Genomic DNA, 13,451 nt, shown 5'->3' with positions numbered 1-13,451 from the left:
TCATACTCAGTTGCAGCTGCTGGAAGTCCGTATTTAAAACTTTCTGACATCTCACCAAAACTATACTGTTCCCAAGTATTAATGCAAAATTTATATAAATTACAAAACCTAAGTTAAAAATTGAAAAGTAGCATTTTGGTAAATAATTTGCAAAATCAAATGATTATCCTTCTTTAGAAATAAAACATATCATAATTCGAATTATTAAATTTGAAAATTATTTTCCACTTTTATTACGTTCTATATTCTTTTTATCCACATTTTTTCAAAATAAATGCAAATAAATACCGCTAAATAGGACAAATATATAATTTTATGGCCTTTATTGATTAATAATGGCCAATCATATTAAAGGAGGAAATATGTATACACCTCAGAAGGCAGAATTTTTTGTTGCAGACTGAGTCGTTATTGCTTTATATTTAGCTGTAGTATTTGGAATTGGAATATTTGCTTATTTTTGAAATAAAAGAAAAAAACAATCTGATTCAAAAAGCTTTTTTACAGGTGGTGGTAAAACCCCTGGTTGGGTAATAGGTTTTTCAGTTTGAGCTACCACGCTTAGTTCACTAACGTATTTTGCTACACCAGGTTTAGCTTTTGGTACTGGTTGAATGTGAGCAGCTGCGCAATTAACTATTTTATTTTTTACACCTATAGTTATTAAATGAATAGTGCCTTTTTATCGAAGAATGAAACAAAATACAGCCTATGCTTATATTGGTGCACGTTTTCATAAATCTATTAGAATGATAACTAGTGCTGCATTTATTGTTTTTCACTTATTTAGAATGGGAATCGTTTTATATATTCCGGTAGTAGCTATTGCTAATTTTATCGATTTTGATATTTACTTATTAATTGCTATAGTAGGAATACTCGTAGTTTTATCTACTGTAATAGGTGGAATGAAAGCTGTTTTATGATCTGATGCTATTCAAGGAATAGTATTACTAAGCGGAATAGTAGTAGTTGTTATTGTAGCAATGGTTAATACTAATTGAAGTAATGCACAAAGCCCGCGCTTTATTGATGAACAATCATTTAGTGTGTCATTTGCATTATCAGGCGGTATCTTCTTTATTTTTATATCTAATTACATAAGTACAATTAATCAATATCTAAGTTCACAAGATGTAGTACAAAGATATAAATCTAATAAAGAAACAGGGAAAATTAATAAAAGTTTATGAATTAATCTAGGTTTAGCTTTTATTACAATTCTATTTTTCTACGGTGCAGGTTCAGCACTATTTGCATATTACACTTCACTTGGAGCTAATCCAACTGTTGCTGAAGTAATTCATGGTAATGATACAACACTTAAACCTGGATCTAATTTACTAATGCCATACTTTATACTTTCGGTGCTTCCGGCTGGTTTATCTGGTTTATTAATAGCGGGTGTATTAGCCGCGAGCCAATCGACGATTTCATCTTCATTATCAGCTCTATCTAATGCAGTATTAGTTGATTTTGTACAGCTTATTTTCCCTTCATGATCAACAACAAGTTTGACTGATGCTAAAAAAGATAAAAAAGTTTTAATTTTTTCACAAATTATTGTCGCCATTACCGGAATTATTGGTATAGCAATTGCAATGCTATTTGCTTATACTGGTCAAGGTGATTTTGTAAGATACTTCTTAGGAATAGTAGGATTAATTGCAACACCAACAGCTGGAGTATTTGTACTTGGTATGTTTACAAAACGGACAAACTGAATTGGTGGTTTAACTGGATTGTTAACAGGATTTGCAATATCTATTGCATTTTGAGTGCCAACACAAAACTTTATCCCAATTAATTCAAGGTTACTACTTGCTCCAGAAATATGGACTTGAATTCCTTTTGTTGCAACAACTTTAGTAGGATATTCAATTTCTCTGATCATGGAAAAATTCATACCACAATCAATTTATGTTAAAAATAATAATAAAATTAATTTAAATATTTGAAATACAACAAGTGAATTCAAAAAAATTATTTTACTTGAAAAAGAATATTCAAAACTAGCTTCAAGTAAGAAAAATATCTCTAATAATAAAGAAAGAATTGATAAACTTTCAAAAGAAATTGATATTTTGAATTACAAAGTTTCTCAGCAAATTATTGAATAATCACTTATAAATCTTATCAACTCAAAAACACTCATTTTAGGAGTGTTTTTTTACACTATTGAATGTACAAACAAACGATTAATAAAAATAAATCTGCGTTTTTTCATTTAAGACTAATTTTTTGCATTAAATATTAGGAGGACCAAATTGGAAAAACAAAACTAAAAGAAGCAACTAAATTCGATGAATTTATCAAAAATCACAATATCGGAGAAAAGGTAGAGATTAATTCAAGACAAAAGTGAATTGAATTTTATTCTTGACACGATAAAACAATAATTTTGGAAATCATGAAGAATTATATTGTCAAAGTCGCTAATTTATTTAGTTATAATCATATTGATATGAAAAAAATGAATTTCGAAGACACCATTTTAGCAGCTTTAAGTGATATTAAAAAAGATATTTCTGAAATGAAAGCCGATATTTCCGATATGAAAATAGACATTTCGGAGTTAAAAATTAGGGTGAACAATTTAGAAAATGACGTTTCTTCATTGAAAGAAATGCAAAAAGATGTAAATATCTTTAAGAAATTTCATAATTTATAAATACAGTAATTGTAGAATTGACTACTAATATAAGACTATAAAGAATCCTTTTGATTGCAAACTTTATAGCTAAACAACTAAATTTCCTATTATTACAATTATTAATAAAAATAAATATGCGTTTTTTCATTTAAGACTAAAGCTAGTTGAATTTTATTCTTGACACGATAAAAAATAATTTCGAAAATTTTGGACCGTTATATTGTTAAAGTCAATAATTTATTTAGTTATAATCATATTAATATGAAAAAAATGAATTTCGAAGATACCGTTTTAGCAGCTTTAACTGATATCAAAAAAGATATTTCCGAAATAAAAATTAGGGTGAACAATTTAGAAAATGACGTCTCTTCGTTGAAAGAAATGCAAAAAGATGTCAATATTCTAAAGAAATTTCATAATTTATAAATACGGTAATTTTAAATTAACTATTAATTTATGTCAATTGAATATATTTTGGCTAGAAATATTGTTTTATCTGCGTATATATAAATTAATCAATTTATGTATACGTGACAAAATAGACCAATTTTATCACTTAAAATGTAATAACAAATTATAAGTTGCATAATACTTAAATTTGCCTGTTTAATATTTCTGTCAATCTAAATTTAATGTATTTTTTGTTTACTTGAACTTTAATCTAATTTTCTTATAGATTAACTCACCATTGGAAAAATTTTGTTCATAAACAACATTAATCATAAATAAATTTTGTTCTATTTTTATGACATCTATTAAACTATATCCGAATGTTTGACTATTTAAAGAATATATTTCGGTGATGCTATTTAATTCAAAATCTTTTATCATTCATATTTTGCCTTCATTTCGACCGTTAGAGCCTGATGTAATTAATAAGTAGTGAGAATTTAAATATGTAAAATTAGCTATGCCTTGTAATACTGATGAATTATATTCATTTAATATTATTGAAGAAATTCCGACCTCGTCTGTATTGCCTGAAATTGAATTTCAGGTTTTGCCACCATCAATCGATTTAGATAAGCTTAATGTATTTGAACCCATTCTTCTTAAAATTGCTACTAATACACCGTTTTGTAATTCTGTAACATCAAATTCAGTAATTCTTGATTTTGGCCCGCCAATGAATTCGCTAGTTTGTCAAGTATTGCCGTAATCATCGCTATAAATAGTAATTGCACCAAGACTTGAAGCATCATTCGTAAAGTATGCCTTAAAAATTAACCTATTTTTAGAATTCCCATTTTGATATTTGAGTTTTAGAGCTTTTCCAGGACCGTTTAATACTAGATTTGCTCCTATATTTTTATAATTTTCTAATCATGGATTAATAAAGCATATAAATTCAATTTGTGATGTTTGAATATTAAATTTAAAAAAAGATAAATAATTTGTTGATAAAGCACGATATCTTAAGCCTGAATCATTTTTACTAAAATTAGCACCAGAAAAGAAACTAATGTTCAAGTCAATAAATTCATTACTATCATTTTTAATATAAAAATTTCCTTTAAACTTTGATTCAATATTGTCAAATTGAAAAATTAAAAACAAATTTATTTTTATTAAATTAAGTTTTTCAGAATTCAAATTTTGAAAATTTATTTTTTTATTTTTATCAGTAAATCCTTGATATGTGAAGTGTCCTTTTTGTGAACTTACCATTTTCATAAAAATGTAGTTTTCATTTTCTAAATCTTCAACTATTAAATACTCTTTGTAAAAGCCAAAATTTTGATTTTCACTAGTAACAAAGTAATTTAATGTCTTAGAAAAAATGCCGGCACCTCCTGGGAAAAAGTCCGCCATAAAATATATGTAGCCATCAACTTCATTTGTTAAAGATAAGTCAATAATACTTTGTGGTTTATCATCTGAGTAACTATTTATCTTAATAAAAGTTTTTAAATCTGATATTTTGCCATTGTTATTTTTTAATTTATATACCTGATCTATGTTTGTATAAGGTGCATCTAGATTATTTAAAAACCTACGATCACAATTAAATAGAATTTGTCCATCTTTTAATAACGACATACTTGGAATTCTAAAACCGCCCTTAAAATTTTCATCTTTTTTAAAAATAATATTTTCTTCAAGTTCACTTATTTCAATTCCTAAATTTGATATATCTTTATTGACTGTATGTCCCTTATTAATATAAATATCAAAAAATATCAATTGTTCGCTTTTAATTTCATCGATGTAAGTTTTAAGTTCTAAAACTATTCCTATATTTGATCTTTTGCAATCTATTCCTAAGATTTGTAAATTATTTATTAGAATCTTCAACCCTGCTTTTAATTCTTCTCTTAGATTTATAAAATTTTCTAATGTTTCTAAAAAATCATTATGTTCCTTGTAATGAGTCAAAATTAAATTTTCTATATTTCTGTAAACAGAATATTTATTTTTAAGTGAAAAATTATCATTATCAATTAAATTTTTTATATTTTGTTTTAGAATCTCAAAATCATTTAATTTCATCGAAAGCCTTTCAGTAGGAAAACATATTTAAATCACACCAAATGTAATAATTTTAGAAATTTAAATTATCTTGTTTTTTTCTAAATAGTGCGGCACTCCCTGCTTTCTTGAAGACAGAGTACGATGATTTGTTGCAGCTAACGCTTCAGGAAAAGCATCTTCCACTGCAACACCTATTCCTGATTTACTTAAAAGTTCTACATCATTTTTGCCATCACCAAATGAAATAATATCTTTTGTAGAAATATTTAATTTATCGGCTAATCATTTAAGTGAGTCAAATTTATTTATATTAGGTCTAGTTATAAATCAAACTTGATCCGTTCAAATCGTATTCATAGCTAATTTATTATTACCATTTTTTTCAAGTCATTTTTTAGTATCTTCTAAAAATGATTTATTCCCATGGGTAATAACAATTAAAGAAATGCGTTCCTTGTTTACCTTATTGACAAAATCTTTTATTTCTAAAATTAACTCAGGATTAGATTTTGTAAAATCCCTTTCTAGAGAATGTCCATCTGGTGATAAAAAAAAGTGCATATCATCAATAACATTTAAACCTGTACCAGGATGTTTATCGTTTACTCAATTTATAAATTCATTGGTTAAATCAAAATCTAAATTTGATATTTGTAGAAAGTCGTTTTTTGATACATCATAAATAAATGAACCGTTTCCTCCAACTAAATAATCTATGTTTTTGATTTGATTTATCAAATGAATACTTGTTATAAATTCACGACCAGTTGCTAAAGTGTTAATTAACCCTTTTTCTTTTGTTTTTTTAAAGGCTTCAATAACTTTAGGGTGAAATGTTTTATCACCAGTAGGTAATATAGTGCGATCGATATCGCTCACAATCATTTTAATATTTTTCATTTTTTATCCTTTTCTATTTAAATAATAAAATAAACTCTCAAAATGAGAGCTTAATTACTTATCTTTTTTTGCAATAGCATCAAAAGTTGCCATAACTTTTGAAACTTGTGCTAAATCGGGCGGGATAATTATTTTTGTTGCATTTCCATTAGCTAGTGAATCAATTTTATCTAAAGCAATTCACTGCAAGACTTTTTCATCTACACCTGCTTTTGCAAGTAGTTCAACATATTGTTTTCTAGCTTGTCCTTCAAGAATCATTTTTTCTTTATTAGCTTCAGCTTCAAGAACTATTCTTTCTTTATTGGCACTAGCTATTTTAACCATAGCCTCACTATCACCTTCTGCACGTGCTATTTTAGCTGTTTTATAACCTTGTGCTTCTGTTATAATCGCTTGTTTATCTCTTTCTGCTTGTAATAGTTTTTCCATTGATTGCAAAATTGTTGGTGGAGGTGTTATTTCTTTAAGTTCAACTCTATTTACTTTAACTCCTCAAGCATCACTAGCTTCATCTAAGATTTGAGTTAACTCACCATTAATTCTATTTCTACTTGTTAAAGTTTCGTCAACTGTTACATTTCCTAGGAAATTTCTTAAAGTTGTAGCAACTAAATTTTCAATAGCTAAAATAGCACTTTCAACTCCATAAAAGTATTTTTGACTATCCATAATTTGCATGTATGTAACTGTGTTAACTTTCATAGTAACGTTATCTTTAGTTATTACATTTTGACTTGGAAAATCAATAACCTTTTCTCTTAATGTTTCTCTAAGTACAATTTTATCTACAAATGGAACTAAAAAGTGAATTCCACCTTTTCATGTTTTAAGATATTTTCCTAATCTTTCAACAATATAAAAGTTTGCTTGTGGGACAACTTTAACTGATATTGCTATTAAAATAATTTCTAAAAGAAGGACTAATACTAAAATTACTATTCCTATTATTGCGCCTATATCCATTATTTCTCCTTAATTCCTGAAACTAGTAATGTACTACCTCTTATTGCTTCAACTTTTACTACTGAACCTTGTTCAATATTTATATTTTCATTATTTGGCAATACTTGGTAAAGTACTCCATTATTGCTTATTTTACCGTGTTTAAGTACTTTGTCATTGTTACTAGTTGATTCTAATAATTTAAATTGTTTACCAATCATAGCATCATCAAAATCAATTTTAACATTATCTTTTGCTTGTTTATTCTTGATATATTTATATAACGTAAAGTATAGAATTATCCAGATTGCAAAAAAGAGAATTACTTCAATAACTATCATCACAATTACAACTGTATCGACTTCATTAGTTCTATAAGAAAGAGCCATAATGAAACTAATAATTATTGATGGTATTAGTGCTAATGTAGTTATAAGTGTTACGAAATTATTGGTAAAAATTTCAATAGATAATGCAACTATTGCAAATACACCTAAAACTATTAATATTATTCATTGTGCGTTTATAATTATATTATAAAAAAATATACATAAAAGATGATAAAAAACCGCTATAAAGCGGTCTATTTAGCTTATTAAGATTTTTTTGAAATCTTGTTTTTGAAAATAATATTGTATATTTCTGAATAATCTTTTACAGGAATATATTCAATTTCTGCTTTTACTTCATCTGGTACTTCAACTAAATCTTTGACATTATCAAATGGTATAAAAACAGTTTTAATTCCAAATTTATGAGATGCAATTGATTTTTCTTTTAATCCACCAATTGGTAACACTTTACCTCTTAGTGTGATTTCACCTGTCATTCCAATTTTTTGGTTTACAGCACGCTTTGTTAAAGCCGAAACTAAAGCAGTTGTGAAAGTAACACCAGCACTTGGGCCATCTTTGGGTATAGCACCTGCAGGAACGTGAATATGAATATCAAATTCATCTCAATTAAATGATTCCGGAATATCAAATTCTTTACTGTTTGTTCTAACATAAGAAATAGCAGCTTGAGCAGATTCTTGCATTACATCTTTAAGTTGCCCAGTTAAAATTGTTTTACCTTTACCTTTATATAAGTTAACTTCAATTTTTAATGTGCTACCACCATAAGAAGTATAGGCCAGACCATTTACTGAACCAATTTGTGGTTCTTTATCATTTAGTTCATCACTAAATTTATGAACACCAAGTAAATCAAATGCTATATCTTCGGTAATAACAAATTTATCTTCTTCTTTAAGTTCATTGCTTAAGATTTTTACTACTATTTTACGAGCAAGTTTGTCTAAAACTCTTCTTAGATTTCTTACACCAGCTTCCAAAGTGTAATGATTAATGATGTATTTAATAACTTCATCATCAATTATGAAATTGTTTTCATTTAATGAAACATCTTTAATTACTTTAGAAATCAAGTGTTTTCTAGCTATTTCAACTTTTTCTAAAAGTGTATATGAAGAAAGATTAATTATTTCAACCCTGTCAATTAATGGAGCAGGAATATTTTCATAATAATTTGCTGTAGCTATAAAAAGAACTTTTGATAAATCATATTCATGTTCTAAGTAATGATCTTGGAATTTGTGATTTTGTTCTGGATCTAAAACTTCAAGCATAGCAGAAGCAGGATCACCTTTATATGATGAAGCCATTTTATCAATTTCATCTAATAAGATCACAGGATTTGATACACCAGCGCGTTTAATTCCGGCAATAATTTTTCCAGGTAAAGCACCCACGTATGTTCTTCTATGACCGCGAATTTCGCTTTCATCTTTAACTCCACCAAGTGAAATTTTAACAAACTTTTTATTTAGTGAATCTGCTATTGATTTAGCTAGTGATGTCTTACCAGTACCTGGCGGACCTACTAATGTAAGAATAGGAACATTTTTAATTGTTTTCAATTCATATTCATCTTCAGATTCATGGAAAAGATTTAAATCAAGATCATGTTTTTTGTCATATTGCAAAATATTCTTTTTATCTTCGTTATGTTTTTCATTATTAACCATAACCGCAATATATTCAAGCACTCTTTCTTTAACTTCTTTTAATCCGTAATGCCCTTTATCAAGAACTTTTTCGGTTTCTTTTATATCTAAACTATCTTTAGATATTTTTCTTCAAGGCAATTCATTTAGTATATCAACATAATTTCTTGCAATATTAGCATCTGGTGAAGAAGGCATCATGTTTTTTATTTTAGATTTTTCATTTGCTATAAGTTTTGCTACAGATTTTGGAAATCTTTGTTTTTCGACTTTGTTATCTACATCTTTCTTTTTATCATCTGAATAATTTATACCTATAGTTTCTTCAACATCATCTAATTCTTTTTGAATTTGCTTCATTTTTTCACGAAGTAAAAACTCTTTTTGCTGTTGATTAAGCATTTGACGCAATCTTGTTTCAATTTCTTTTTCAAGTGTTTTTTCTTGATTCTTTAATGATCAAAGATCAATTACTTGCTCAGCCATAAAGTTGTAATCAAGTTGAGATGAAATTTCTTTTATCATTCTTTTATTAGTACCGCTAAGAATATTCAAAATGTTATTAATTAAATATAAAGGGTGATTGTAAATATCAAATTCACTTAATTCTTTTTCGATATTTTTTTCTCCAATTGGTTCTAATCATGAAGAAACTGAATTTTCAAGTATTTGTTGTTTCTCTTTTAGTTCTGTTTTGAAATTCTTTCACTTGTGAATTGTTAAAGGATCAATATCTAAATCAGTTTCTTCAGTAAATTTACTTAAAGTATTATGATAAGCTCATGCTTTCATGTCATCACTAACTTTAATTCCAAAATTTTTATATTCTGCTAGGATATTTAAATCAGCATTAGTTTCTGTAGGTAATATTGATTTGATCTTAATTCTTTTAAAAGGAACAAATGTAATTTTTTTAACATTTTTACTTGATCCTTCAGTTATTTTTTTGATATATGCTAAATAAGCAATTTCTTCGATGTTATCAACTGATTTTAATCTATCTATCTCTTCATTAATATAGTGTGATAAAATAACAATATTATAATATTCACTTGTAGCTAATTTAATTGCTTCAAGACTATCTTTGTGACTAATACTAATTTCGTTCGGTATAAATAATAAAGTTGTTTCGTTTCTTAGAGCTATTATTGGTTTTATCATATCTGCCTCCGATATTCCTATTTTCAATTAATATTACTATTATAGGGTAAAAAATTAGCACTCTACTAATTTAAGTGCTAATTTTTTTATAAATAAATTCCTTTGTCTAAGTCAAATCTTTGTCCTGTTTTTTTATAAGTTAATATAAATAAAAAGGCAACAACAGTCGAAATACCAAATTGAATTAAATTAAAAGTTATGTATAAACTATAACTAGCTGCATAATAATTTGGTATATAAAAGAAAAATACTCTTAATGCATCGTTTTGATTATAAGTTCTTACTATTGTACTTAAAGATGCATCTTCAATCATTCTAAATAAATTAAAATAAATAGCATTAAAAATAAATGTATTCAATGTAGACATAAACAAGGTAGTAATTATTGTTGCTAAAACTAAATATAAAATAATTTCATAGTATTTTAATTCTTTTAACATGTCGTTTACAACAAATTTAGTTTTTTTAAGCTTGTTATTTTTACTTTTAATTAAAAATGCAACATTTAGAATTAAATAAAATAGTGTTATAAAAGTTAAAAATGCTATAAAAACTAATAGATGTCCAATCATCCCAATGGCATGATAACTCCCGTTAAAAGATGGACCAATTGCTAATTTTAATATTAATAACAAAAATCCAAATGGATATCCTGCTACTACAATGGTAATTAAAATAAAAATTATTGAAATATCTATATTTAAAAAGTTAAATACTCCACTAAGGGTAGCTAAAAAACTAAAAAGCAACACTAAAGTTAGCATTAAGGCGCTAAAAACCATTTTTTTAACTAAAACAACGTTGGAAGTTGATTTTTTAAAATTGATAATTTTATTTTTAAATTTGGAAAGTTTATTTTTAAATGATATCTTAATCGTATCATTTTTTTCTTTAATCTGATTTTGCATAACTATAATATTAACATTTTGCTACGTATTTTAAAATCTTTCAAATTTTTTTGAAAAAACTAAAAAAACATATTTTTTTGTGCTATAAACTTAATTTTTTCTAAAATCTCTTAATTATAAATTGCTTCAAATTTATAATTAAAATTACAAAGATCTTGTTTATTAAACATTAAATAAAATACTGCTTAACTATTATAATATTAATGGATACGGGGGTGTAATGGCTTCGACATCCATGGTTGTATTAATAATGCAGTAGTGTGGTAGACTATAATTACTACTAGGCTTCATACAAATGGAAACCAAAAACAAGAAGAAGAATTTGCTTACAATGATTTATTTGTAGCACAAAGTCTTCAAAACCAACCAAACCTATTGTTTGCTTAAGATATAGCACATAGTCTTCTTTCTAAAAGGCTCATTTAGAAAAGAAGTCGTTCGAGCCTCGTTAGTTTGATGTAGATTAATAACTAATTAAACTCAATCTATCTAAAATTGATTTTTTTAGAATGTATTTAAAACAATTTTAGTATCAAAAATCATTCTAAACTGTAGATTTATTAATAATGATTGTGGCTGGACCCGGGTTCGACTCCCGGCATCTCCACCATTTTTTTTATTTTTAAAATTTATGATTTTTAGTTTTAAATTTTGAAAATAAAAAATTGATTGATTGAGATTAAAATAGATATTTAAATTGTTTAATTAGCCATTTAGTTTTATATTCTATGAATCTTTTTAAATAATGTTAAGTTATAATAAACGTAATTGTTTTGGAGGAAAAAATGGAAACTAAATTTATTTTCGTAACAGGTGGAGTTATATCTGGTTTAGGTAAAGGTATATCAGCTGCTTCAATTGGTAATATTTTAAGAGCAAGAGGATATTCATTATTTGTCTTAAAACTTGATCCCTATTTAAATATTGACCCAGGAGTAATGTCTCCTTATGAACATGGAGAAGTTTACGTTACTGAAGATGGTGGAGAAACTGATTTGGATTTAGGTCATTACGAAAGATTTATTGATGTTAATTTATCAAAAGATAGTAACTGAACCAGCGGCAGAATATATCAACGACTTTTTTCAAAAGAAAGAGATGGTATTTACGGCGGTAAAACTGTTCAAACAATTCCGCATTTAACTAATGAAATTATCAACATTATTCAAAGCACAGCTCAAAATCATAAACCTGATTTTATGATAGTTGAAGTAGGTGGTACTGTTGGAGATATTGAAAGCGATCCATTCATTTATGCAATTGCAAAAATGAAGATTAAAAATCCAGAACAAATCTTTTTAGCTCACGTTACATATGTGCCTCATTTAAAAGCAAGTAATGAATTTAAATCAAAACCAACTCAAAATTCCTTATCGACATTAAGATCTTTTGGAATTAAACCTGATTTAGTTTTATTAAGAAATGAAAATTTAGTACCTCATGAAATTGTTTCTAAAATTGCTGCTAAAGCAACTTTAGAAAATGATGAAGTTATTTCGGTTCCTGATTTAGAAAACATTTATTATGCACCTTTATATTATGAAAAAGAAAATGCTGCTAAAATCATTGAAAAATACTTTAATTTAGAAATTAGAAAAGGTGATTTTTATCATTGAAACAAATTCGTTGAATTAATTTATAAACCTAAAAAATACAGTGTCAAATTACTGATGGTAGGAAAATACATTGAATTTTTAGATGCGTATAAATCAATTATTGAAGCATTCAAAGTAGCTGCATATCATGAAAACGTTGAATTAATTTTAGAATGAAAAGATGCTGCAAAAATAGTAGATGAAGATATTACAAATTCATTTAAACGTTTCGATGGAGTAGTAATTTTGCCTGGCTTTGGAAAAAGAGGTTTTGAAGGTAAAGTAAAAACAGCTATTCATACTAGAGAAAATAAAATTCCTACTTTAGGAATATGTTTAGGAATGCAAGCAATGACAGTAGCTCAAGCAAGATTAAAAGGTTTTTCAACTGCAACAAGTGCTGAATTTGCAGGTACATTTAAAGAAAATGAAATTTATGTTTTAGACATACTAAAAGGAAAACAAAAAGATAAAAATCTTGGCGGAACATTACGTTTAGGTGATTATCCAGTTGAACTTGAAAAAGATTCTTTAGCACGAAAAATTTATGGTCATGATTCAATTGTTGAAAGACATAGACATCGCTATGAAGTGTCAGAAGAATTTAGAAAAAAATTAGAAGATGATAATTTTAAATTTAGCGGAATTTATCCAGAAAAAGGATTAGCAGAAATTGCTGAAGTTAAAAATCATCCATTCTATTTAGGAACACAATTCCATCCAGAATTTACAAATAGACCATTAAAAGGACATCCACTATTTAAAAGCTTTATTAAGAAAATAGTTGAAATAAAAAAAGGAGAATAAAT

General features: G+C 26.6%; 11 protein-coding genes and 1 other RNA gene. 6 read left to right on the top strand and 6 right to left on the bottom strand.

Annotation, left to right across the window (positions count from 1 at the left end; translation table 4 throughout):
- The first annotated feature begins 362 nt into the window (after positions 1-362).
- The 3 genes from CG473_RS00910 (at position 363) to CG473_RS04230 (ending at position 3,079) form a co-directional block, all read left to right on the top strand.
- Positions 363-2,120 carry a sodium:solute symporter family transporter gene (locus CG473_RS00910; RefSeq protein ID WP_094254427.1) on the top strand — a complete coding sequence of 586 codons (1,758 nt, stop codon included), beginning with the start codon at positions 363-365 and terminating at the stop codon, positions 2,118-2,120.
- Positions 2,121-2,410: 290 nt separating this feature from the next.
- Positions 2,411-2,671 carry a hypothetical protein gene (locus CG473_RS00905; protein WP_094254426.1) on the top strand — a complete coding sequence of 87 codons (261 nt, stop codon included), beginning with the start codon at positions 2,411-2,413 and terminating at the stop codon, positions 2,669-2,671.
- A gap of 243 nt (positions 2,672-2,914) precedes the next feature.
- A complete protein-coding gene (locus CG473_RS04230; RefSeq protein WP_166623161.1) occupies positions 2,915-3,079 on the top strand; it encodes a hypothetical protein in 165 nt (54 codons plus the stop codon).
- 219 nt (positions 3,080-3,298) lie between these two features.
- Here CG473_RS04230 and CG473_RS00900 read toward each other — a convergent pair whose 3' ends face one another.
- Genes CG473_RS00900 through CG473_RS00885 form a run of 4 tightly spaced genes read right to left on the bottom strand, consistent with a single transcriptional unit; the run spans position 3,299 to position 7,359 of the window.
- Positions 3,299-5,143, bottom strand: coding sequence for a sialidase family protein (locus CG473_RS00900; RefSeq protein WP_094254425.1), 1,845 nt, complete (start codon positions 5,141-5,143; stop codon positions 3,299-3,301).
- Positions 5,144-5,203: 60 nt separating this feature from the next.
- The gene (locus tag CG473_RS00895; RefSeq protein ID WP_094254424.1) at positions 5,204-6,025 is read right to left on the bottom strand and encodes an HAD-IIB family hydrolase; all 822 of its coding nucleotides are present in this window, start codon (positions 6,023-6,025) and stop codon (positions 5,204-5,206) included.
- A 54-nt stretch (positions 6,026-6,079) separates the two neighbouring features.
- Positions 6,080-6,991 (bottom strand): SPFH domain-containing protein, encoded by a 912-nt coding sequence (locus CG473_RS00890; protein WP_094254423.1) that lies wholly within the window; start codon positions 6,989-6,991, stop codon positions 6,080-6,082.
- On the bottom strand, positions 6,991-7,359 hold the full coding sequence (locus tag CG473_RS00885; protein WP_166623162.1) for an NfeD family protein: 369 nt from the start codon (positions 7,357-7,359) through the stop codon (positions 6,991-6,993). Before CG473_RS00885 ends, CG473_RS00890 begins: the two co-directional genes overlap by 1 nt.
- Position 7,360: 1 nt before the next feature.
- Here CG473_RS00885 and CG473_RS04225 point away from each other — a divergent pair, with 1 nt between their 5' ends.
- On the top strand, positions 7,361-7,510 hold the full coding sequence (locus CG473_RS04225) for a hypothetical protein (RefSeq protein WP_166623163.1): 150 nt from the start codon (positions 7,361-7,363) through the stop codon (positions 7,508-7,510).
- A 55-nt stretch (positions 7,511-7,565) separates the two neighbouring features.
- Here CG473_RS04225 and lon read toward each other — a convergent pair whose 3' ends face one another.
- Positions 7,566-10,139: an endopeptidase La gene (gene lon, locus CG473_RS00880; protein WP_094254421.1), complete on the bottom strand. Its 2,574-nt coding sequence runs from the start codon at positions 10,137-10,139 to the stop codon at positions 7,566-7,568.
- An 86-nt stretch (positions 10,140-10,225) separates the two neighbouring features.
- The gene (locus CG473_RS00875) at positions 10,226-11,047 is read right to left on the bottom strand and encodes an MPN527 family putative ECF transporter permease subunit (protein WP_094254420.1); all 822 of its coding nucleotides are present in this window, start codon (positions 11,045-11,047) and stop codon (positions 10,226-10,228) included.
- Between the two features lie 211 nt (positions 11,048-11,258).
- Here CG473_RS00875 and ssrA point away from each other — a divergent pair.
- Both ssrA and CG473_RS00865 read left to right on the top strand, forming a co-directional pair.
- Positions 11,259-11,657, top strand: a transfer-messenger RNA (tmRNA) gene (gene ssrA, locus CG473_RS00870).
- Between the two features lie 175 nt (positions 11,658-11,832).
- Positions 11,833-13,449 (top strand): CTP synthase, encoded by a 1,617-nt coding sequence (locus tag CG473_RS00865; RefSeq protein ID WP_094254419.1) that lies wholly within the window; start codon positions 11,833-11,835, stop codon positions 13,447-13,449.
- Positions 13,450-13,451: the final 2 nt, after the last annotated feature.

The sequence above is a fragment of the Mycoplasma testudineum genome (assembly GCF_002245785.1).
In the GTDB taxonomy this organism is placed as follows: Bacteria; Bacillota_I; Bacilli_A; order Mycoplasmatales; family Metamycoplasmataceae; genus Mycoplasmopsis_B; species Mycoplasmopsis_B testudinea.
Note: the sequence above shows the minus strand (reverse complement) of the source record. Positions and strands in the feature narration are given on the sequence as shown.